The organism is Terribacillus sp. AE2B 122, assembly GCF_902497585.1.
Lineage (GTDB): Bacteria > Bacillota > Bacilli > Bacillales > Amphibacillaceae > Terribacillus > Terribacillus saccharophilus_A.
Window position 1 is genome coordinate 251,488 of sequence record NZ_LR700946.1, and the last position, 22,252, is coordinate 273,739.

25 protein-coding genes and 2 riboswitches are annotated in these 22,252 nt (G+C 43.0%); of the genes, 7 read left to right on the forward strand and 18 right to left on the reverse strand.

The annotated features are described in order from the left end of the window. Positions 1-153: 153 nt before the first annotated feature. Together AE2B122_RS13665 and AE2B122_RS13670 are read left to right on the forward strand one after the other, a co-directional pair. A complete protein-coding gene (locus AE2B122_RS13665) occupies positions 154-1,140 on the forward strand; it encodes an aldo/keto reductase (protein WP_175074416.1) in 987 nt (328 codons plus the stop codon). 70 nt (positions 1,141-1,210) lie between these two features. Beyond that, a complete protein-coding gene (locus AE2B122_RS13670) occupies positions 1,211-1,504 on the forward strand; it encodes an HPr family phosphocarrier protein (protein WP_175074417.1) in 294 nt (97 codons plus the stop codon). 6 nt (positions 1,505-1,510) lie between these two features. On the opposite strand, the gene AE2B122_RS13675 is transcribed toward AE2B122_RS13670, so the two are convergent. Then, entirely contained in the window at positions 1,511-2,035 is a 525-nt protein-coding gene (locus tag AE2B122_RS13675) for a hypothetical protein (protein ID WP_175074418.1), read from the reverse strand. Between the two features lie 101 nt (positions 2,036-2,136). On the opposite strand from AE2B122_RS13675, the gene AE2B122_RS13680 reads away from it, so the two are divergent. Continuing rightward, positions 2,137-3,597 carry a PLP-dependent aminotransferase family protein gene (locus AE2B122_RS13680; RefSeq protein ID WP_175074419.1) on the forward strand — a complete coding sequence of 487 codons (1,461 nt, stop codon included), beginning with the start codon at positions 2,137-2,139 and terminating at the stop codon, positions 3,595-3,597. Between the two features lie 52 nt (positions 3,598-3,649). On the opposite strand, the gene AE2B122_RS13685 is transcribed toward AE2B122_RS13680, so the two are convergent. Next, on the reverse strand, positions 3,650-3,853 hold the full coding sequence (locus AE2B122_RS13685) for a zinc ribbon domain-containing protein (protein WP_175074420.1): 204 nt from the start codon (positions 3,851-3,853) through the stop codon (positions 3,650-3,652). A 119-nt stretch (positions 3,854-3,972) separates the two neighbouring features. Between AE2B122_RS13685 and AE2B122_RS13690 the strand changes: the two genes are divergently transcribed. Beyond that, positions 3,973-4,347, forward strand: a complete 375-nt coding sequence (locus tag AE2B122_RS13690) for a hypothetical protein (protein WP_175074421.1) — start codon at positions 3,973-3,975, stop codon at positions 4,345-4,347. A 72-nt stretch (positions 4,348-4,419) separates the two neighbouring features. On the opposite strand, the gene AE2B122_RS13695 is transcribed toward AE2B122_RS13690, so the two are convergent. The 3 genes from AE2B122_RS13695 to pdxS form a co-directional block, all read right to left on the reverse strand. Continuing rightward, positions 4,420-5,715 carry an aldehyde dehydrogenase gene (locus AE2B122_RS13695; protein ID WP_175074422.1) on the reverse strand — a complete coding sequence of 432 codons (1,296 nt, stop codon included), beginning with the start codon at positions 5,713-5,715 and terminating at the stop codon, positions 4,420-4,422. 204 nt (positions 5,716-5,919) lie between these two features. Then, on the reverse strand, positions 5,920-6,501 hold the full coding sequence (gene pdxT, locus AE2B122_RS13700; RefSeq protein ID WP_175074423.1) for a pyridoxal 5'-phosphate synthase glutaminase subunit PdxT: 582 nt from the start codon (positions 6,499-6,501) through the stop codon (positions 5,920-5,922). 19 nt (positions 6,502-6,520) lie between these two features. Further along, entirely contained in the window at positions 6,521-7,405 is an 885-nt protein-coding gene (pdxS, locus tag AE2B122_RS13705; RefSeq protein ID WP_095219632.1) for a pyridoxal 5'-phosphate synthase lyase subunit PdxS, read from the reverse strand. Positions 7,406-7,886: 481 nt separating this feature from the next. Here pdxS and AE2B122_RS13710 point away from each other — a divergent pair, with 481 nt between their 5' ends. Then, positions 7,887-8,225, forward strand: a complete 339-nt coding sequence (locus tag AE2B122_RS13710; protein WP_175074424.1) for a hypothetical protein — start codon at positions 7,887-7,889, stop codon at positions 8,223-8,225. Between the two features lie 181 nt (positions 8,226-8,406). Here the strand turns inward: AE2B122_RS13710 and AE2B122_RS13715 are convergent, their stop codons facing one another. The 10 genes from AE2B122_RS13715 to AE2B122_RS13760 all read right to left on the reverse strand — a co-directional run bounded on the left by AE2B122_RS13715 (position 8,407) and on the right by AE2B122_RS13760 (position 16,264). Then, on the reverse strand, positions 8,407-9,294 hold the full coding sequence (locus AE2B122_RS13715; protein ID WP_175074425.1) for a DMT family transporter: 888 nt from the start codon (positions 9,292-9,294) through the stop codon (positions 8,407-8,409). A 194-nt stretch (positions 9,295-9,488) separates the two neighbouring features. Then, the gene (locus AE2B122_RS13720) at positions 9,489-10,166 is read right to left on the reverse strand and encodes a transaldolase family protein (protein ID WP_175074426.1); all 678 of its coding nucleotides are present in this window, start codon (positions 10,164-10,166) and stop codon (positions 9,489-9,491) included. A 19-nt stretch (positions 10,167-10,185) separates the two neighbouring features. Beyond that, entirely contained in the window at positions 10,186-10,971 is a 786-nt protein-coding gene (gene srlD, locus AE2B122_RS13725) for a sorbitol-6-phosphate dehydrogenase (RefSeq protein ID WP_095272367.1), read from the reverse strand. Positions 10,972-10,991: 20 nt separating this feature from the next. Beyond that, entirely contained in the window at positions 10,992-11,351 is a 360-nt protein-coding gene (locus tag AE2B122_RS13730) for a PTS glucitol/sorbitol transporter subunit IIA (protein WP_095272369.1), read from the reverse strand. 13 nt (positions 11,352-11,364) lie between these two features. Further along, complete coding sequence (locus AE2B122_RS13735) at positions 11,365-12,372, reverse strand: PTS glucitol/sorbitol transporter subunit IIB (RefSeq protein WP_175074427.1); 1,008 nt, start codon at positions 12,370-12,372, stop codon at positions 11,365-11,367. Positions 12,373-12,376: 4 nt separating this feature from the next. After that, complete coding sequence (locus AE2B122_RS13740; RefSeq protein ID WP_095229619.1) at positions 12,377-12,937, reverse strand: PTS glucitol/sorbitol transporter subunit IIC; 561 nt, start codon at positions 12,935-12,937, stop codon at positions 12,377-12,379. Position 12,938: 1 nt separating this feature from the next. Beyond that, positions 12,939-13,382 (reverse strand): transcriptional regulator GutM, encoded by a 444-nt coding sequence (locus tag AE2B122_RS13745; RefSeq protein WP_175074428.1) that lies wholly within the window; start codon positions 13,380-13,382, stop codon positions 12,939-12,941. Further along, on the reverse strand, positions 13,379-14,326 hold the full coding sequence (locus tag AE2B122_RS13750; RefSeq protein ID WP_095272382.1) for a sugar-binding transcriptional regulator: 948 nt from the start codon (positions 14,324-14,326) through the stop codon (positions 13,379-13,381). Before AE2B122_RS13750 ends, AE2B122_RS13745 begins: the two co-directional genes overlap by 4 nt. 195 nt (positions 14,327-14,521) lie before the next feature. Next, on the reverse strand, positions 14,522-15,442 hold the full coding sequence (gene lipA, locus AE2B122_RS13755; RefSeq protein ID WP_256366462.1) for a lipoyl synthase: 921 nt from the start codon (positions 15,440-15,442) through the stop codon (positions 14,522-14,524). Between the two features lie 12 nt (positions 15,443-15,454). Further along, complete coding sequence (locus tag AE2B122_RS13760; protein WP_175074429.1) at positions 15,455-16,264, reverse strand: biotin/lipoate A/B protein ligase family protein; 810 nt, start codon at positions 16,262-16,264, stop codon at positions 15,455-15,457. A 210-nt stretch (positions 16,265-16,474) separates the two neighbouring features. Between AE2B122_RS13760 and AE2B122_RS13765 the strand changes: the two genes are divergently transcribed. Beyond that, positions 16,475-17,014: a sugar O-acetyltransferase gene (locus tag AE2B122_RS13765; RefSeq protein WP_095219646.1), complete on the forward strand. Its 540-nt coding sequence runs from the start codon at positions 16,475-16,477 to the stop codon at positions 17,012-17,014. A gap of 33 nt (positions 17,015-17,047) precedes the next feature. On the opposite strand, the gene AE2B122_RS13770 is transcribed toward AE2B122_RS13765, so the two are convergent. From AE2B122_RS13770 to AE2B122_RS13780, 3 genes are read right to left on the reverse strand one after another with little or no spacing between them, the layout of a single operon-like run. Further along, positions 17,048-18,154, reverse strand: coding sequence for a 5-methyltetrahydropteroyltriglutamate--homocysteine S-methyltransferase (locus tag AE2B122_RS13770; protein WP_175074430.1), 1,107 nt, complete (start codon positions 18,152-18,154; stop codon positions 17,048-17,050). Positions 18,155-18,173: 19 nt separating this feature from the next. Continuing rightward, the gene (locus tag AE2B122_RS13775) at positions 18,174-19,346 is read right to left on the reverse strand and encodes an aminotransferase class I/II-fold pyridoxal phosphate-dependent enzyme (RefSeq protein ID WP_175074431.1); all 1,173 of its coding nucleotides are present in this window, start codon (positions 19,344-19,346) and stop codon (positions 18,174-18,176) included. Positions 19,347-19,357: 11 nt separating this feature from the next. Next, positions 19,358-20,458, reverse strand: coding sequence for a methionine biosynthesis PLP-dependent protein (locus AE2B122_RS13780; RefSeq protein ID WP_175074432.1), 1,101 nt, complete (start codon positions 20,456-20,458; stop codon positions 19,358-19,360). Between the two features lie 80 nt (positions 20,459-20,538). Then, a riboswitch (SAM riboswitch) is annotated at positions 20,539-20,642 on the reverse strand. A gap of 198 nt (positions 20,643-20,840) precedes the next feature. Next, a riboswitch (SAM riboswitch) is annotated at positions 20,841-20,944 on the forward strand. Between the two features lie 110 nt (positions 20,945-21,054). On the opposite strand from AE2B122_RS13780, the gene AE2B122_RS13785 reads away from it, so the two are divergent. Further along, complete coding sequence (locus AE2B122_RS13785) at positions 21,055-22,251, forward strand: M20 family metallopeptidase (RefSeq protein WP_175074433.1); 1,197 nt, start codon at positions 21,055-21,057, stop codon at positions 22,249-22,251. Position 22,252 lies beyond the last annotated feature (1 nt).

A 22,252-nucleotide genomic window follows, 5' to 3' on the forward strand; every position in this document is an offset into this window, starting at 1 on the left:
TCCTCCTTCTCCACTTCATCATAGTAATAGTATAAATCAATTCTGTGCTGATGACATGATTAGGCATGTATATGATATGAATTGGATAACACTCCTTTGCAGATTCGCTGCATAATAAAACGGACAATATGAATCAGGAAAGGAAGATATACATTGCAGAAGCGCAAACTTGGAAACAGCGACATCGAAATTTCTGCTATCGGACTTGGCTGCATGGGAATGAGTTATGGATATGGTCCGGCATCCGACCGGAATGAGATGATTGCTGTTATAAGGAACGCAGTGGAACAAGGTGTGACTTTCTTTGATACAGCAGAAGTATACGGCCCATATATAAATGAAGAGCTAGTCGGAGAAGCATTGCTTCCGTACCAAAATGATGTTGTTATCGCCACGAAATTCGGTTTCGATATCCAGGATGGCAAACAATCCGGCATGAACAGCCGTCCCGAACATATTAAACAAGTAGTAGAACAATCTCTTAAGCGGCTTAAATTAGACGCAATCGATCTCTATTATCAGCATCGCGTCGATCCGGATGTACCGATCGAGGAAGTTGCTGGTGCTGTAAAGGATTTGATTCAGGAAGGCAAAGTGAAGCATTGGGGATTGTCGGAAGCAGGCGTTCAGACAATACGCCGGGCACATGATGTACATCCGCTGGCAGCAGTCCAAAGTGAATATTCTCTTTGGTGGCGTCGTCCGGAAGAAGCATTGCTGCCAACTCTGGAAGAGCTCGGTATTGGATTCGTCCCATTCAGTCCTTTAGGCAAAGGGTACCTGACAGGCCGATTCAAAGCTGACGCTACCTTTGCCGAAAATGATCTGCGCAATATCCTGCCGCGATTTACACCAGAAGCACTGGAAGCAAATCAATCTATGGTGGTACTGCTTGAAGATGTAGCCAAACAGAAGAATGCTACACCAGCACAAATCGCTCTTGCCTGGCTTTTGGCTCAGAAAGATTGGATCGTACCGATTCCAGGTACAACCAAAAGAGAACGACTGACTGAAAACCTGGGAGCTGCAGCTATTGATTTATCTGCCGAAGAATTAAGCCAAATTAATACAGCGGCTTCAAAAATAGAACTGTTGGGAGCACGCTACCCAGAAGAACTCGAGAAAAGAACAGGTTTGTAAGATACAAAGATTATCAGAGCCCTTTCTTTGGGCTCTGACTATCATTTACTATTTTATAGGAGTACTGAGTATGCTTGAAAAAAACTTTTATGTAACCATCGAAACCGGATTTGCACGGTATGCTGCTAGATTAGTCAGCATTGCGGGAAATTTCTCTTCCAGCATAAACATTTTGTATAAAGGGCAATCCGTTGATTTAAAGAAGGCTCCTGAATGTATCATGCAGGTCATGAATCTTGGTATTAGTAAGCATAGTTCATTTACAGTGAAAGTACATGGGACAGATGAAGCTCAGGCCATAGATGAAATAACTGACCATTTAATGAGTCTGAATACGATGCATGCAATCGTTAATAAAAGGTGATGTTTTTCAGCGCTGTATCACAGCATATTGGCGATCATACCACCTGAATTTTCGAGCCAGATCAGCCACCTGATTTTCCTTGCTAATCGGAAAAGATGCTCCTCCAGATATGTATAGACCGGCATCCAAATGAATAACAGTATCACAAGCTGTACGGCGGGCAGCATCTTCTTCACCATCTAAGCAAGTGTACAACTCTATCTTATCCCCAAACCATAGCTGCTCTTCGACAAATCGGAAAAGAGCTTCGTAAGCAAGCCTTTCATCGGGACAATCCAATTCATAGATAAACTTGTTAGCAACATGCGGTATCGCTAGATCCCTCCTGCGCTCAATCTTAATACCATGACAATCATTTTTGGTCTTATATATAAGCCAGTATTTTTGTTCCTTCCACTCATGCATCTGTCTAAAATATACGTTTTTCAGCTCACTTTCATCTATTTCTTCAGCTAGAACCCAAAATGGGTTGCTTCCATATTCACCTTGCTTGAGTCTTTTATTAGCAACCAGATAATGTTTTTCCGTCATGTCATTCACCTGTTCTTTCGCTCATCTATCACCTAGTATACTGGAAACATGCTATACTAACAGAACACTATAACAAGCTATAACACATAGGGGCAGTATAGATGATTACAATCAATAAAAATGAAGCTATTCCGCTTTCCAAGCAAATATATGTTTCTTTCGTCGATAAAATTCGATCCGGCTTACTGACAGGCGGAACGAAGCTGCCGACAGTCAGACAGCTTGCAAAAGACATCGAGGTTAGTCTCGTCACTGTAATGAAAGCATACAAACAGCTAGAAGAAGATGGATTCCTTGAATTGAGCAAGGGAAAAGGCACGTATGTGAAAACGCAGCAGCAGCCAGAACCAAGTAAATCAGGACAGGATCTTGATTGGCAGCTGAGCATTCCTGATTATTTGCACCGTTCCCAATATGCTCGTTTTCAGGATTCGGATGCGAGTTACCATTTCTCCTCTTCAATGATTGATCCGGCTTTGTTCCCGAATCAATATATGGATCAGCTGATTGCACAAGTATTCATGCAAAATCCCCGTATTCTCTCGCAATATGGCGGCATTCAAGGAGATCTTGCATTACGGGAGAAAATGGCCCAAAACATGGAGAAATCAAAAATCACCACCACACCAGAAAATCTGCTCATTACAAGCGGATCCCAGCAAGGTATCGACCTTGTTGCCCGGACTTTCATCGGTCCTGGTGATGTCGTGATCATGGAAGCACCGACTTATCCTGGCGCCATTGATGTTTTCCGCAGCCGTGGTGCAACCATCCTTACCGTTCCAGTTGATGAAGATGGCATGCGCGTAGATATGCTGCATAGCTTATGCGAGAAGTATAAACCAAAGCTGATTTATACAACACCAACATTCCATAATCCGACCGGAACTATTATGCCGCTGCAGCGGCGAAAAGTACTGCTCGATATCGCTGAAAGCCATCATTGCCTTGTTATGGAGGATGATCCATTCAGTGATATCTATTTTGACCGTAAGCCCCCGCTTCCGATCAAAAGTATGGATAAAACAGGGCATGTTATTTATTTAAAAGGATTAAGCAAAACAATCGCACCAGGATGCAGGATTGGACTAATTGCAGCTTCAGGATCAATCTTTAAACGGCTGTATGCAGCAAAAGCGAACATGGATTTGGGCAGCCCGCTCCTGCCGCAGAAGGTAATTCTTCCGTTAGTAGATTCTACCAAGATGGAGCAGCATTTGAAACGACTGCGGGCTGCACTGAAGAGCCGCCGGGATACCGTGCTGGCAGTACTGTCAAAGCAGGCGCCTTCAGGCGTTACATGGCATATTCCAAAGGGCGGCTTGAATGTCTGGATTCAGCTTCCCGCTTGGCTGGACAGCAATGTCCTCCTGTATGAAGCGACAAAACGGCATGTTTCCTTCTTAACAGGATCAGCTTGCTTTGCCATTGAAAATGAACATAGCACATTCCGGCTTAGCTATTCGTACGCGAATGAAAAGCTATTACAGGAAGGCGTCATGATTCTCTGCGACATTATGCAGGCGATGCAGCCTTCAAGCGCTTCTTCGCCTACTTTTTAAAGAAAACACCCTTCCCAGACCTAACAAAAAAGCTATCCTAATCGGATAGCTTTTAACCAAAAAATAAGTCCAGTAGATTACTACCTTGTGAAGATTGTTTATTATATAATTCCGAATAACCACACTGCGTACATGAAATTACTAGTAATTGATTGTGCTGGACATCAAATAATTTAGACAGACCAGTTCCTGTCATCGCAACTTCCTTTTGTGAAACCTCCGTACCACCGCATTTCAGACAGCCTTTCTCATTCATGTACGTCACTTCCTTTATCTTTTTCTAACATACGTAGATAACATAATACAGGTTTCAATAATTTATTAAGTCACCAATATATTCCTTCTATTGTAAAATACAAAAAGAGGTGACAATATATGAAAAAAATAATTGTTGGTATTTTAATAGTCTGCTTGTACTGTTTTCCTTTTGTTTATAATTCCATGTATCAGGATTTTGCAAACCGTTCTATGCTTGGCTATTTACTTATGCTGATGGCGACTTTACTTCTTGCTTTTTTAGGAAAACTCTTTAGTAGTTCAATCTATCTTATTATTGGTAACATAATATCGATTATAATTTCATTTTATTTCATAAATGAAATGTCTTGGAATGAAGAATGGGGCGGCTATTTTAAGCCTCTCACTCCAAACCAATTATTAATCTTTGCTAGTGTTTTGTTTTTGATTCCTCAGTTATTTGCTATGCGGTTAGCTAAAAAACTAAAAGATAGAGATAGAGTTAAAGGTTGAATTTTCCATACATATTAAACAAAAAAAAAGAGGAGTCAGTCCTTTGACTGACTCCTCTTTCCTTTATTTACTTCAACGCTTTAAGATGCTCTTGTAATGAGAAAAAGTATCAAAGCTGGCTTTACCGTGATATGCTCCCATACCGCTTGCACCAACTCCTCCGAATGGAAGGTAGTGGGAAGTCATATGGCTGATTGTATCGTTGATTGCACCACCGCCGAATGAAATCCTGTTTAATATTTCATCCTGGAAGTTTTCATCTTCAGAGAACAAATAAAGTGCTAGTGGTTTTGGTCGTCTCACAATTTGATTGATGATGTCAGCCGGATCATCATATGCGATGACCGGTAAGATTGGTCCGAAGATTTCATCCTGCATAATTGGATCATCCCATGAAATAGAATCAAGAATTGTCGGCTCTATTATTAGCTGGGAACGATCTGATTGTCCGCCTGCTGCAATTGTTCCGTTGTTCAGGAAGCCTGCCAGACGATCAAAATGTCTTTCACTGACCACATGTCCGAAGTTTGGATTTTGGACGACGTTGTCTCCATATGTTGCAGTAATGACGTCTTTCAGTTTTTCCAACAGTGTTTCTTTTACACTGCTATGAACAAGAAGATAATCTGGCGCAACACATGTCTGCCCAGCATTGGCGAATTTCCCACGAGCGATTCGCTGAGCTGCTTCATCCAGATTCGCATCCTTATGGACGATTGTCGGACTTTTACCACCAAGCTCCAGTGTCATTGGCGTCAAATGCTTCGCTGCAGCTTCTGCCACAATCTTACCGACGCCAGTGCTGCCTGTGAAGAAGATGTAGTCAAAGTCTTCTTTGAGCAATGCAGTACTTGTTTCCACTTCCCCTTCAACAACACTCAGATATTCTTCTGGGAAGTTATCATTGAATATGGTTGAAAGTATTGCTGACGTGTTCGGCGTCAATTCAGATGGTTTCAATACAGCAGTATTTCCACCAGCAATCGCTCCTACCAGTGGGGATACCGCCAGCTGGAATGGGTAGTTCCATGGTGCGATTACGAGTGCAGCCCCATAAGGTTCTGGCTTGATGAAGCTTTTTGCTCCTTCATGCGAAGCTGCTGTAGGGACTTCCTTCGTTTCAGCCCAAGACTCCAAATTCGCTAAAGTGAAGTTAATTTCAGCAACAACAAGACCTACCTCGGCCCGTTTAGCTTCCAATTCAGATTTGTTCAAATCCTGCTTCACTGCGTCCAAAATGCTTTGTTCATGCTTCTGGATTAAATCTTTCAATCTATTTAGTGTATCTATACGAAATTGTACATCCATCGTTTGTCCGCTTCTGAAGAAAGTACGCTGTTTCATCAAAAGGTCTTGATAGTTCTCCATTTTAAAATCTCCTTTGCAATTTTGAGATGTTTCATTAAATTGCATACAATTAGTTGACGCATCAAATATTCAACGATGAAAAATATAATACACAAAAGACTAGATTGCAAGAGATACGAATTGAAGATAGAAAGGGAAAATAATCCACATAGCATGCAAAAAAAGAAGATCATAAAATGATCTTCTTTTCTGTAAGAATACTATTTAAGCTTTTACAGCAGCATCTTTTACCATCTCAACAAAATATCCCATCAATCTAGTATCTGCAGTAAGCTCCGGATGAAAAGCAGTCGCCAAATAGTGTCCATCTCTTGCTGCTACAATACGTCCTGTATCTTCACTCAGCACTTCAACACCTGGTCCTGCTTCGATAATATAAGGCGCACGGATGAATACTGCTGGGAAATCTTGTGCCACACCTTTGATTTCAAGCTCTGTTTCAAAGCTGTCTACCTGACGGCCGAAAGCATTTCGTTCCACTGTCACATCCATTAAACCAAGATGACTCGTCACCTGGTTGTTAATTCGTTTTGCCAGCAGAATCATTCCTGCACAAGTACCGAAGATTGGTTTTCCAGCTGCGCCAAAAGCTCTTAACGGCTCCAGGAAATCATACCGATCGATAAGCCTGCGCATTGCCGTACTCTCGCCTCCTGGCAAAATCAGTCCATCCAATTCAGCAAGCTGCTCCACGCGCTTGACTAGGATAGCTTCTGCTCCGACAGCTTCTACTGTCCGTGCATGCTCAACCACCGCACCTTGAAGTGCCAATACACCAATTTTCATAGAGCAGATCTCCCTTCCCTTACCAACCACGTTCTTGCATTCTGTTTTCTGGAGATAGGCTTGCTATGTCGATTCCTTTCATCGGCGTGCCAAGTCCTTTGGAAAGTTCTGCAATCAGCTTGTAATCCTGATAATGCGTTGTCGCTTCAACAATAGCTTTAGCAAACTTCGCTGGGTTATCAGATTTAAAGATACCAGAACCAACGAACACTCCATCCGCTCCAAGCTGCATCATTAGTGCAGCATCTGCTGGAGTCGCCACACCACCGGCAGCGAAGTTTACAACTGGAAGCTTACCAGCTTCACGAATCTGAAGCAATACGTCGTATGGTGCACCAAGATCTTTAGCAAATGTCATCACTTCATCCAAATCCATGGAGATTAGTTTGCGTACTTGGGACTGCACCTTACGCATATGACGTACAGCTTCCACGATATTACCTGTTCCTGGCTCTCCTTTCGTCCGGAGCATGGAAGCACCTTCGCCGATACGACGGGCAGCTTCACCAAGATCTCGGCTTCCGCAGACGAACGGTACCGTAAATTCACTTTTGTTCAAATGATATTCTTCATCCGCTGGGGTCAGCACTTCACTTTCATCTATGTAATCGACACCCATAGATTCCAGCACCCGTGCTTCCACAATATGTCCAATTCGAGCCTTAGCCATGACCGGGATAGAAACAGCATTCAATACCTCTTCTGTAATTGTCGGATCCGCCATCCGCGCAACACCACCGGCAGCACGAATATCAGAAGGGACACGCTCAAGCGCCATAACCGCTACTGCGCCCGCCTCTTCCGCAATCTTTGCCTGCTCTGCATTCACGACATCCATGATGACGCCGCCCTTTTGCATTTCCGCCATACCACGTTTTACTAAATCTGTTCCTGTTTTCGCCATGTTGACTCCTCCTGCTTTTCTTTCCCGTTGTCGGAAAAGTTTGATAGGAGTATTGTACATAGGCTTGGGGTATAACACGCAAGGTTAGAGTATAACAACTTAGTCTGCTGTATGCTTTTGCAGGAGATAGTTATATTCCTGCCAGAATTCTGTATACATTTCTTGGTCGAAATCGTCTTCAATCTTTTTCGTTTTCGAACTCTCGTATTTGTTTTGCAGGTAATACAAAAACCTCTATTTTTGAAGTGAATTCTCAACAATTATTTACTGCCCCTTTGGAGAACTTATTGCATTTACACTGATCTTCCCCTACTTAGCTAAAAGAATAATGATTAACTCTGAGTATAGCTGGGTTGGCAGGTTACATTATTATTTAAATAGAAAAGATTGTCTTCTAAGGAAATTCCAATATTATTCTCATTAAATTCTCATTAATAGGGGGTAAAGTAAGTATCAGAACGCACAAAAGGAGGTAATATCTTTGAAGACATTTTTAATAACTACAGCAGCAGCTACACTACTATTATCAGGTGTTACACTCAACACCGATCATTCTCAGCAAAATGACAATGCCAGTTTAATTCAAAACAACGAAATGAAATTGGAAGACTATACAGAATATGAGGTATTAAACGAGAAGGTAAATATTCAAAAATACCAAACAAAAGTTGAAACGGATAACAAAAATACACGCATCCTTATTATGAGTGATGATGAGGATCAAGAACAGTATAAGAGCATCTTTATTAAAGATACCAACCGACTTAAAATTATAGAATTTAAACGTGGTTTAATCTTCAATGAGGAACTGAAGAAATAAAAATATGAGTTATTTCTTTATAAAATATTAGTTCAAAAAGAAAACATTACGTTTGGCAGGCCAGGACACTGTATTATACAGGATCCACCTGCCAATTTTTTAGCCTTTCTCCTAATAGCTACACACATTTCTAAAATAAACGTTAAAAATCTTCTGCTGTTATGTGTTAATGTACCTCCCGTTAATTTTCTTCCACAACACGATACTCACTATTCTGCCGAATCAAAAACATAAGAACGCCAAGCAATGCAATAGCTCCTCCAACAATTTGCAGCGGGCTTAATTTCTCCCCTAATAACCAGACCGCCAAGAGAGTTGCACCTACTGGTTCTCCCAATACACTCATTGAAATCGTAGTCGAATTTACAAAATTCAAGAGCATATTAAATATGACGTGCGCAACTGTCGGGAAGATAGCTAATAGTAAAAAGATTTTCCACTCGTTGAAATCATAACCACGAATTGGTACTCCGGTTACTAGATTATAAACGTTCAACCATACAGCTGCTGAAAGAAAGACACAGAAACTATATATCCAATGCGACACTTTCTTCACATTGCTCTGCCCGATTAATAAATAACCTACAACAGCGATTACACATAGAAAGGATAAAAGATCTCCGATCAAAACGGATGGTGTTTGTAATCCGAAGTCTCCCCATCCTACCATCACAACCCCAACAATGGAGATACCGATAGTTACAATCACAGCTTTTGACGCCCGCTCTCTATAAATCAAAAATCCTCCTACCATCGCAACAATCGGCTGAAGAGAAAGAATGATGGTAGAGCTTGCCACAGTCGTTAGTTTCAAGGAACTGAACCAGAGCGCAAAATGTGCAGCTAGACATGCACCTGACAATATAAAAGCTAGCGCTTCTTTCCTTCCAATCTTTTTAAACTCCTTTCGCTTTATCCACACAATCGGCACCAGTAAAAGGCATGCCAGATACATACGGTTCATACTGAGAATCGTCGCTGGTGCATCAGACCATTTGACGAATATGGCCGCGAAAGATATGGCAATGATGGATATAACTAATAAAATGGCAGTTTGGTTTTGTTTCATATGCAGCCCCCTTCTTCATTCATAATTATGTATATTGTCTTATATTTTAGAGCTTGATTGTTTTATTGTCTCGTTCTATTTTAAATTTCTTATAAATTAATTAATATTTATCCTAGATTGTAGCTCTATTCTTTTTCAACAACAAAATACCGCTAAGATTGTTCAACAACCTTAGCGGATTCTATGACTTTCAGCTATGTTAAAAACATTTCAATTTTATTTTCAAATCTACTAGCGAAATCTTCCGTGAATGCCTCAATGCTCTTTTCTGTTTCTTTATGATGGATAAGATTCTTTAGTATATCTGTTGAAAGGGTCACTTCTTCTACACCAGCTTCCATTACACTAATTACTTGGCGCGTATTTTTGAAACTGGCTGCTAACACCTTAGTAGAGAAACCGTAAGTTCGGTATGTCTGAACAATTTGGTTAATGACAATTTCACTGTCTCCATGAGCAAGATCAATACGATTGATATATGGTGCTACATAGGCTGCTCCTGCTTTTGCTGCCATCACGGCCTGCATCGTTGTGTAGACTCCTGTCACCGTCGTACGAATGCCTTCCTCACTTAGACTTCTCACTGCCTTCAACCCATCTGGGGATACAGGTATTTTTATAAAAACATCACGTGATAAAGTTTCACTTATCCGTTTTGCTTCTTCAATCATTCGTTCATATTTAGAGGATACCACTTGAACATGCAGGGTCTGCTGCTTATCTAGCAAATCTGCTAGTTGGAGCACTTGTTCTTCTGCCGTTCCCTTTCCTTTTGCAAGAATGGAAGGGTTGGTAGTTACGCCATCCAGTGGTAAATACTCGTTCAATTGTCGGAATACATCTGCATCTGATCCATCCATTAAGATTTTCATGTACTTCTCCTCCTTTAGCTTAGTGCATAACTTGCCCGCCGGTCACATTGATGGACTGCCCTGTCATATAGGAAGCAGCATCGGAAGCATAGAAAATAACGGCATTTGCAACATCATCGTAGGAGCAGCCCCTTTTCAAAGGAACCTTATCAATGTAAATTTGTTCTACTTCACTGTCTTCCACACCAAGCTTTTTGGCATATGATGGTATAAGGCTTTGGAACATAGGGGAATGCAACAGATTCCCAGGCATTATGCTATTGACGCGGACATTATGTTCAGCGAGATCAAGTGCTAAACTTTGCGTCAGTCCAACGCCCCCAAATTTGGAAGCAGAATAGCCTGAATTGTGCTTGCTGCCGACTTTGCCTGATTTGGAATTGATTTGAATGATGCTCCCGGATTTTTGCTTGATCATATACATACTAGCGTGCTTTGCACAAAGGAAATATCCTGTTAAATTAACATCCAAGGACAACTCCCAATCTGAGAGAGTGAATTCAGTAATCTTTGTACTTCTGGCTACACCCGCATTGTATACTAGCAAATCAATTGAACCAAAGCGCTGATTGACATCGGTCATCGCTGTTTCGATAGCTATCTCATCTGTAACATCCACTGCATAGCCTGCAGTTTTGATGGAGAATTGGCTCGCAATCTCACCGGCTACGGCTTCCGCTTGATCACCTTGCTTATCAAAAACGACGACATTATATCCTTCTTCTCCTAATCGCTTCGCCAAGTGGGCGCCTAAGTTCTGTGCTCCTCCAGCTACGATTACAGTTTTATTTAATTCTTGTACCATTTTTTGTACATCTCCCTCATTTATCTTTTAATAGTAAGTGTTGCTCCTTCTTTTAAAGCTGGAATATCTCCTTGTTCAATTACTAGTGTTCCAGGAAGGTTTTCTTCCTCTCCAGCTTCAGGCCGTATTGTTATGTGACCAAGTGCAGCTAGATTTTTGTTCACTGCTTCTCCCACCTCCAAAATTCGGAAGGGCTGATCACCAATATAAAGTGTATCGCCAGCAGATATATCCTCGCTCAGTTCATTCTGCTCATGCAGCAGGCAATAATCTGCCAATTCTGCCGGAGCGTCTGTTTTAAAGAGAATAAGCATATCAGCTTCTATGAATTCGGACGCTAAAGGTCCTATTTTAGTGATTTCTGTTTGATAAATTAACATTGTGTATTCCTCCTTATGAATCGTACATTCCGAAACTAGCCAGCCAAGCAACGAATACGGTTGGAGCTCCCGTTAGGAATCTTCCGTAAAGCACAGCTGGCACTCCTACCTCGACTGTTTCTGTTTCTGCTTCTGCCAGTCCCAACCCTACAGGAACAAAATCAGCAGCTGCTTGGGAATTGATTGCAAATACAGCTGGCAAAGCGAAGTTTGGCGGGATATTTCCTCTGCCAATTTCTACACCGATCAATGTTCCGATTACTTGGGCAATTACTGCTCCTGGTCCAAGGAATGGAGAAAGTAACGGGAACGAGACAATTGCTGATAAAGCAAGCAGCCCCCAAATACTCCCTGCAAGCGGCGATAAGATATTCGCAAACACATCACCGATACCTGAGCCGAGAATCAAACCAATCAACAAAGAGACAAACGCCATAAAAGGCAAAATCGTTTTAAGAACAGTATCAATTGCGTCACGCCCTGCTTGATAGAAGACGTTAACAAATCCACCCATTAACTTTCCAATCCTGGTCATCAATCCGCCAGATTGATCACTGATCTTCTTACTCGAATCATATTTTGGTTTCGAAGCCTGCTCTTTCACTTCAACTGCTGCGCTGGCCTCAGTTACGCTTGCTTCGTGAACACCTTGCTTTTCTATTTGTGCCGGCTTCACTCCGGATACGTATATATCTTCCGTAATGAATTTCGCCATCGGACCGCTTTGACCAGTTAGCATGATATTGATTGTCGGGATTCGTTTCTTCGGATAAAGTCCTGCTCGCAATGTTCCGCCGCAATCGATGATGACACATGCTATTTCCTCTTCAGGTACGGAAGTTTTAAATCCGTTCACCACTTCCGCCCCTGTGAGCTCAGCAATTGTATTTGCTACTTCACTAATCGGACCACCTGTGATATTTACAATCTTATTTTTTTCAGGTGTAGGCTGGATGACTAACGGTCCACCAAATCCGCCATTTCCTTTTGAAATTTTAACAGCGCTAAATTGCTCTCCCATTGCTCTACACTCCTTTTCCGACGTTGTTGACTGTCGCGCTCAGTTTTACGTTTTGCTGCTTCTCGACATAGCTGACCATTAAATCTGTAACCCAACCGCGAATCATATTCATAACAAGACCTACTAACAGATAACGCAACGCCAAATCAGTTGTCGAATGACCGAGCTGCGTAATTCCTGATGCGATACCGAGAAAAACGAAGAGCTCTGCTGGATTGACATGTGGAAAGAAACCATTCATGCTGTGACAGGAATAGCTTGCTGCAGCATAATATCCTGGTTTATAGCGTTCCGGAAGAAATCTCCCTAGAGAAAGCGTCATAGGATTAAGAAGGAAGAAAGTTCCTAGGAATGGCAGTACCATATAACGAGTAAAGATATTCTTCGAAGATTTTGTAGCCAATTTTTCGATTTTGTCAGGACCTACAAATTGGATCAAGGCGTTCATTGCCACAAGCAGCATGATCAGCAAAGGTACAATATCGCCGACTAATCCAAGAAACGTCTCTCCTCCTCGTTCAAATAATCCAATAAATCCTTCAGCAGCTTTTACGATAAAATCCATCTCACTTCACCTCTCTGTTTATTTTGAATAATCTAAATATTGATTGCATAGGTGACTTTGGTTTCTCCACTGTTCCGCCAGACATGATAATTTCATATGTTCTTTGCGCGTCCTTTAATGCTTTTCGCAAGAATGGATCCATGCCTTTTATAGCATCTTCATCCATATATAATAATGGCTGTCCCTCTAATGATTGAACACGCTTACATCTTGCTAAAATCGTAAGACCTTGCATCTTTTCTGCCTGAATGATGTTTGCCTTCGCATCCAGCGCCAGCATAAGCACAGCACCCGAACGGAAGATTCCCTTTGAACGTCCTATGGCCACTCTGCCGACTTTCCTTAGCTCGCTGTAATGCTTATTGAAATTCTTGATTTGAAATACACCTAAAACACTCTGTAACAGGAACCCGAGCGCTAATAAAATGATAAATAATAAGATCAAAGTATCCCCTCCCTCTTTCTCTTAATAATTGACCTTGCAGTTACTTCGTCTGTGATCAAGACATTGGCTATTCGGCCGTTGAGAGCACCAATAATGGAATCGGTTTTGGATACAGACTCTACCAGCGCGATAGAATACTTTACTTCCTTCAATTTGGAGAAAGGAATAGCAATAGCTCTTTCTTTTAAGTCCGTAGCCAATTCCTGTCCTTTAATATCGTAGAATCGTGAGCATACATCTCCGACAACTTCTTGATTCTCCAATTTCTCTACTTCTTCTTTTCCGAGAAAACCACTCCATACCAGATTAGAAGATTTCATAGGAGAGCCGATACCTATAAGTGCTATTGACAAGCTTTCCCAAAGATCTCTGATATGTGTCATATAGCCGGACTTCAGTATTTCACTTTGTGTTTCGACTGATTTTACGATTGCTGCAGCATCAATGAAATTTGTCTCTCCTCCGAAAGCTCTTGCCATCGAATAGACAATTGCATTCACATGCTCCTCAACAGGCATTTGACCTGGACCACCTACGAGGGGGACGAATCTTCCTCCCCGCTTATATTGGAATTGCGCCTCCTGTGCCATCATTCCAAGTGTCCTGCCCCATGCACAGCCAACCACATCATCCTTTGTTATGATTCCATCCAGATAACGGAGGGCTGCTTTTCCAATCTCTTTCAAACTATCTGCCGAAGATGGCACGATTACAACATCCTTCAGTCCAAAAAGCTGACACAGCTCTTTTTCGATAGATACATATTCCAAGAGCGCGCTCTCGATATGGATCGTGACAATCTTCTGGTCTTTTGCTTTTTGCAGCAAGCGCGTAACAGTTGTTCTGTATACACCAAGTTCCTTAGCTATTTCATTTTGGGTCATATTCTCTTCGTAATACATTCTGGCTACTTTAACGAGACGTCTCTCTTCTTGCCAATCCATAGGTAAGCTCCTTTATGCGCATTGTGATTTCATATGAATGTTGGATGCCTTATGCACTTAATATAAAACGCTTTCAAAGTAGAATCAACAAAAAACCGCTCATATGACACAACTTATCTCTCGCGCGCACATATGTGCATATCTGATAAAAATTTAAAAAGGAACATGCCAACAGGCATGTTCCTTTATCGATTATTACGAACAACCGCCAAACTGACGCTGTCTCGCTTCTGGATTCACTTGTTCGTCCGCATGATAGGAGGAGCGGACCATCGGACCTGATTCGCAGTGTCGGAAGCCCTTTTGCAAGGCTATTTCCTTCAGTTCGGCGAATTCGTCAGGATGGTAATATTTCTGTACTTTCAGGTGCTTGAATGATGGCTGTAAGTATTGGCCGATTGTCATGATATCAACACGATGTTCCAGCAAATCGTCCATTGCCTGCTCAATCTCTTCCTTCGTCTCTCCCAAACCTAGCATGATACTTGATTTTGTCGGTGTATCCGGGGAAATCGATTTGACGCGATCAAGTAATTCAAGTGAGCGATCATAAGTTGCACGATGACGGACGGAAGGTGTCAATCGCCGTACTGTCTCGATATTATGGTTAAAAATATCCGGCTTGGCATCCATCAGCGTCTTGATGCTCTCATACGTTCCTTTCATATCGGACGGCAGTACCTCCACCGTTGTATTCGGCATTCTGCGATGGATGGCACGGACTGTTTCCGCGAATACTGCTGATCCTCCGTCTTCCAGATCATCTCTGGCAACAGCTGTAACAACCGCATGGCGCAGTCCCATTTTAGCAACAGAATCAGCGACGCGCTCTGGTTCTGCCCAGTCCAATTCTGTCGGTTTACCAGAAGTAACTGCACAGAAGCGGCAGCCTCTCGTACAAATTGATCCAAGAATCATGAAAGTCGCTGTTTTTCGTACTGACCAGCACTCATAAATATTCGGACATTTTGCCTCTTCACATACTGTATGTAGATTCATTTCCCTCATCATTTTCTTCAGATCCATATAGTCTTCATTCGTATTGAAGTCGATCTTCAGCCACTCTGGTTTGCGGAGCATGCCTTCCCGTCGTTGCGCCATTGTTTTCTTTACCATTTCCGTTCCTCCTTAACGTGCGTATAAGAATTCATGATTTTGGTATTTCTCTTTGGCTAGCTGTTCGATTGTTTTTAGTTGCTCTTCATCCAGTTCAAGTCTTTCAAATGTTACATCGAGTCCTTTTTGAAAACCATCATAGAATGCCGCTCTTATTTCTTCCAGTGTCGTCTGTGGAGAGATGAATTCCTGCAGACTGGCAGCTTTGTTCATAAAGCTCTTGTAAGCACGCTCTTTGACACGGTCACTTGGATATAGGAACAATTCCAGCAAATCCTCTTGTTTCAGCCAGATTGGGATTGACCCGTGCTGGAGGATGACGCCCTTCTGTCTGGTTTGGGCGCTTCCAGCTGCTTTCTTTCCGTCCACATTGATTTCATACCAAGAAGCTTCCTCAAAGCAATTGGCTGTGCCCTTCGGTTTTGAGTCAGCAGGTAAGGCGAATTCCGCTTTGATGCCCAGGTTGTCAAAGCCGAGCAGCAACCCTTCGGATAAAACTTTGTATGCCTCTTTGATTGTCGATGGTATTCCTAAATACTCCTCCGATACGATAATGCTGTACGTCAGTTCCTGATGATGCAGTACTGCTTGGCCGCCAGTAGGCCGGCGTACCAGTTTAAATCCTCGCTTCTCGATTTCTTCCAAGTTGAATTTTGTTGTTTTCTGGAAGTACCCGACGGAAAAACCGCCAGGCTTCCATCCGTAAAAACGTAGCACAGGGGCGATCCGTCCCTCACGGTGCCATTGCATCAGCATTTCATCCGCCGCCATATTAAAGGCTGGCGAATGATCACCATCGTCCCAGAAAACCCATTTCTGCACACTGTCACCTTCTTATTTACAAAGTTCAAATAATATTAACAATTTAATTTTAACCAACGGTAAGATATGGAAGCAACCGCTTTCTCAAAAGCCTACTATCTTACTAGGATTAAATACTCCCTATTACTTTCCAATTTGAATTATTCGTACATACTTATGTAAGTCAGCGTGTTAAAATAGACAAAAATTAAAAAAGTCAGGTGAATTATTGTGGGAAACAAAGAGAAAGTTACATATTTAAGAGACTCTCTCGACCTTAAACAAAAAACAAAACGTGCTGCTATGTTAACGCATGCTTTCAATACTAGCTCGCCAGATGAAGAAAGTAAGAAAGAAGAATTGTTAAGAGAATTGCTAGGAAAATGTGGTCAGCATCTTTCCATAGAGCATAACTTTCACTGTGACTTGGGCTATAACATAGAAGTAGGCGAAAATTTCTATGCTGGATTTAACTTTACTGTGCTCGATATGGCAAAGGTGACGGTCGGAGACAATTGCATGATCGGACCTAATGTCGGAATATATACAGCTGGTCACTCTATACAGCCAGTTGACAGGACAAAAGACGGCTATGCCATTCCAATTACAATAGGGAATGATGTTTGGATCGGCGGAAGCTGTACCATACTTGCCGGCGTATCTATCGGTGACAATTCCATTGTGGCTGCAGGATCTGTCGTAACGAAAGATGTACCATCAAATACGATTGTTGCTGGTAACCCAGCGAAGCGTATTAAGGATATAGAATAGAGAAAAAAGCCGTCAACATTGACGGCTTCTGTATTACTCTTCTGGCCAAACTGTCTTCGCTACATCGACGATGAAGCGCAGTTTTTCCCACTGTTCCTCTTCTGTCAGTTTATTGCCATGATGTGTAGAGGCAAAGCCGCATTGCGGGCTTAAGCAGATCTGATCAAGAGGGATATACTTTGTTGCCTCCTCAATCCGGCTAATCACAGCATCTTTATCTTCCAATTCCCCGAATTTTGAAGTCACAACGCCTAGAACGACTCTTGGTCCGTCCTTCGGAATATAGGTAAGCGGTTCGAATGTACCGGAGCGCTCATCGTCATATTCAAGGAAGAAACCATCGACTTTCTCCTTCGCTAATAAGTCCTGGGCAATCAAGTCATAGCTGCCTCCAAACATATATGTGGAGCGGTAGTTGCCGCGACAGAGATGTGTCGTCACAGTAAGATCCTCTGGCTTACCTTCCAATACACCATTGATCACGCGGCGAGCCAAATCAATCAGGAATTCTCGAGAATGCTCTCCATCGAATTTCGCATCAGGAGAAGAAAGTGTAGCAATGTAAACATCATCCAACTGTAAATAGCGCACCCCTGCATCATAGAAAGCTTGAATGGCATCTTTATAAGCCTGGATTACGTCAGCAGCAAAATCCTCGATATCTGGATAAATCGTTTGATCACGGATATCTGTATGGAAGAGCTGATTCGGACTAGGAATTGTCTGTTTAGCTACTGCCCTGCCAGCGACAATGTCTTGGAATACTTTATAATCCTCGAGGAAAGGATGATCATGATTGAATGAAACTTTACCAGTATTTTTAATGTTATACCGTTCTGTCTCTTCACCTTTAAACAGATAGCCTGTGTCCGGTACATAACCCGTAATACCATTCAGATGCTCCAGAAAATCCGTATGCCAGAATCTTCTCCTGAATTCTCCGTCTGTCACAAGCTCCAAGCCAACTTCAATCTGTTTGTCGACGATTCTTTTAATTTCTGACGTTTCGATTCCGCGAAGTTCTTGTTTGCTGATTTGGCCTTCTTTGAATTGCTGTCTTGCTTTGTGCAGTACATCTGGACGAAGCAAGCTCCCTACGTGATCTGCTCTGAATGGTGCCGTTTTTGTTTTAGTTGTCATGTTCATCATCTCTCCCATTTTAGTTTTCTACTTTTTCTGTTACTCGTTCAGCAGCTCTCAAGGCCTGCTGCAGATCTCCTATGAGATCCTCCACATGCTCCAGTCCAACAGATAAACGCAAGAGCCCATCTGTTATACCTCGTTTTTTGCGCTCAGCTTCCGGCATGGCAGCATGTGACATCGCAGCCGGATACGAAAGAATGGATTCTACCGCACCGAGACTAACGGCAAAAATAGGAATGCAAAGCTGTTCCACAAAAACCTTCGCGTGCGCCCTGCTTGGCAGAGCGAACGATAGTACTGCTCCATTTCCACTGGCCTGCCCGGTATGTATGTCATGTCCGTTATGGGTGGGCAAGCCAGGGTAGAAAACATCTTCCACAAGCGGATGCTCCTGCAGGAACAAAGCTATCTTCTCTGCTGTTTCAGTCGACTGTCGCAATCTTGCGCCTAACGTCTTTATTCCTTGGAGCAGCAAATAGCTGTCTTGGGCACCGAGAATAGCACCAAATGTATTCTGGATGAAAGCTAGTCGTTCTCCCAGCTCCATATCCTTTGTGACCAGCAATCCGGCGATAATATCACTATGCCCTGACAGAAACTTGGTTGCACTATGGATGATCACATCCACACCTAGTGCCAATGGCTGCTGATACAGCGGCGTCAAAAAGGTATTGTCTAGGAAAGTTAAACAATCGTTCTGCCTTGCTATCCGCACAACTGCCCGGATGTCTGTCACCTTCAAGCAGGGATTAGACGGTGTTTCCAGGTAAATGACTTTTGTATTTGGGCGGACAGCTGCTTCAACAGCATCCAAATCGGTTAAATCTACAAAGGAATGACTAATCTGGAATTTCGGAAGGATCTCTGTCACAAAACGATACGTTCCACCGTATACATCCTCGGTTACAATTACATGATCACCTGCCGACAGCAGCATGAACGCTGAGGATATTGCTGCCATTCCAGATGAAAATGCTAAAGCTTTTGAACCGGACTCCAATTCAGCGGCCTTCTGCTCCAGTGCATTTCGTGTCGGATTGCCAGAACGACTGTAATCAAATGGACCGAAATCATCGAAGCTTTCCTGATGGAAGGTTGACGATAGATAAATCGGCACGTTCACCGCACTAGTCCGCTGCTCGTTGTATGATTCCCGTATACACGTCGTCTCAGCATGTTGATCTTCCATTAGATGACCTCCTAATCCAGTTTGGCGAATGCTTGCTGTAAATCACCAATCAAATCCTCTGCTTCTTCAATTCCAACCGAGAAACGAAGCAGACAATCGCAAATTCCTCTGGCTTCCCTCTCCTCAACAGGGATGTCCGCATGTGTTTGTGTTGTCGGATACGTAATAAAGCTCTCCACTCCGCCAAGGCTTTCGGCAAAGGTGATGATGTTCATGCTGCGAAGGAATGTATCAATCCAGCTGCTTTCCTGGACGCGGAACGAGAGCATCCCACCTTTTCCTGTATACAGGACATTTTTCACCTTTGGCTCCTCTGCCAGGTAACCTGCGATACGCTGTGCATTTGCTTGGTGCTGCCGCATTCGAAGCGGCAGCGTCTTCAATCCGCGGATGAGAAGCCAGGAATCGAGCGGAGATAAGACAGCTCCGGTACCGTTATGCAATACTGCTAACCGATCTGATAGCTCGCTGCCTTTACTCACAACAAGACCAGCTAAAACGTCATTGTGCCCGCCGATATATTTCGTCGCACTATGAATGACGATATCTGCACCTTCTGTAATTGGCTGCTGGAAGTAAGGCGTCAGAAACGTATTATCAACAATTAACAGCAGATTGTATGCTTTTGCCAGCTGCGCATAGGCAGCAATATCTATCTCCTGCATAAGCGGGTTTGTCGGTGTTTCAAGGAAAATTGCTTTTGTATCATCCGTTATCATCATCGCTGTCTCTTCGACGGAACGAAACGGTGCATAAATCGGCGACACATCATATGCATCCGAATAGAAATCAAATAGTCGATACGTACCTCCATAAATATCCTCTGGCACTAGCAGGGAATCGCCTGAACGGAAAAGTGACAATACGAGCTGAATAGCTGCCATGCCTGAGCTGCATGCAAATGCCCGGTCGCCTTTTTCCAGCTCTGCGAACCCTTCTTCCAGGACAGTACGAGTAGGATTCTTTGTCCGTGAATAATCATACCCGGTAGATTCGCCGATTCCGCCATGTGCATAAGCAGTAGACAGATACACTGGCGGATTGACTGCCCCAGTTACTCCATCACTCTTATTTCCGAGCTGCACGAATGTTGTTTCTAAACTATATCCCATACCGCTTCTCACCCTTCTCTTCAACAAAAAAAGAACCTTCTCCCCAAAAAGGAAGAAGGTTCAGCCATGACCGAATCAGCTTCTTATCTTTAAGGCGGATACCTTTTGGATTTAGCACCGTGTCTTCTCAGACTGGTTGCTGAGACATCACTGGGCCAAGTCCCTCCGTCTCTCTTGATAAGAAAAGTTCTATATAATTTTTATATTAAAGCTATGTTATCACACAAGAATGTACAGTCAAGCATTTTTTAAAATTTTCTGCCAAATGAAATTTTTTCTAATGGAATTTTTAGCAAGGTGATGCACATCAAGGAAAGTAGTGACAAAAAATAGGATTGACACCTAGAACTTTTCGGTCTATCCTTTTCTTTACAACTGATATTTCTTATCGAGATTGGTGGAGGGAATGGCCCAACGAAACCAAAGCAACAGGCTGCAAGACGCAGTACTGTGCTAATTCCAGGTGTTTGACACTGAAGATAAGAAGAGCGGAAAATCTTTAAAAGACCCTCTTCTGTCTGGAAGAGGGTCTTTTTTTAGGTTCAATTCCGATTATTTTCATTGGAAATATCAAGATTGTTACAGGAGGTTGGAAAATGGAACAGATAAAGCAAACGCTTGCGGAAGTACATACGGAGTTAGAAAACAATTTCACCGAAGTCGTTGAGTGGAGACGTTATTTGCATCAGCATCCCGAATTGAGTTTCCAGGAGACGGAGACAGCCCGTTTCATCGCTGATAAACTGCGCAGCTTCGGCTACGAAGATATCCAGACAAACATCGGCGGCTATGGCATCGTGGCTGCACTTACAGGAAAGACAGCGGGTCCGACGATTGCGCTGCGAGCCGATTTCGATGCCCTTCCGATAGAAGATGAAAAAGAAACAGCTTATCGATCCAAAACACCTGGCGTGATGCATGCTTGTGGTCATGACGGCCATACTGCGGCATTACTCGGAACTGCCAAAGCATTGATCAAACATAAAGATAGCCTGAAAGGTAAAGTGGTCTTTTTGTTCCAGCCTGCTGAGGAAGTCCCGCCAGGCGGGGCCAATGCGATGATTGAAGATGGTGCGCTCGACGGTGTGGACTATGTATACGGTGCTCATCTTAATTCAGCTGCTCCTATCGGAAAGATCGGCGTTGGTGAAGGTTTCAAGATGGCAGCAGTGGATAAATTCGCGATTACCATCCAAGGAAAAGGCGGTCATGGCGCAGCTCCTCAAGAGGCTGTAGATCCAATTGTCATTGGAAGTGATATTGTCAGCGCCCTGCAGAAGATTGTCAGCCGCAGAGTCAACCCGCTGGAGTCAGCAGTCGTCACACTCGGTGTATTTCAATCTGGCCAGGCATTCAATGTTATTCCTGATACCGCAAGATTGGAAGGAACCGTACGGACATTTAATGCCGACATCCGCCAGCAGGTGAGGAAACAAATAGAGTCCATTGTAGCCGGTATCGCAACTGGTTTCGGTGCAACTTATTCGATCGATTATTTGCACGGCTATCCTGCTCTTTTCAACCACCCAGAAGAAACTTCACTTCTGCAGCGTCTATTTGCCGAAGAATTCGGTGAAGAACAAGTCATTCCACTTGAAACCGGGATGGGAGCAGAGGATTTCGCTTATTATTTACAGGAGATACCAGGAAGCTTCTTCAAAGTCGGATCCCGCAATGATGATACAGGTACCCATTACCCGCATCACCATCCTAAGTTCGACATCGATGAGCGTGCTTTACTCATCACGGAAAAAGCATTCACGAAAATTGTATTCTCGTTATTGGGAAGCTAAG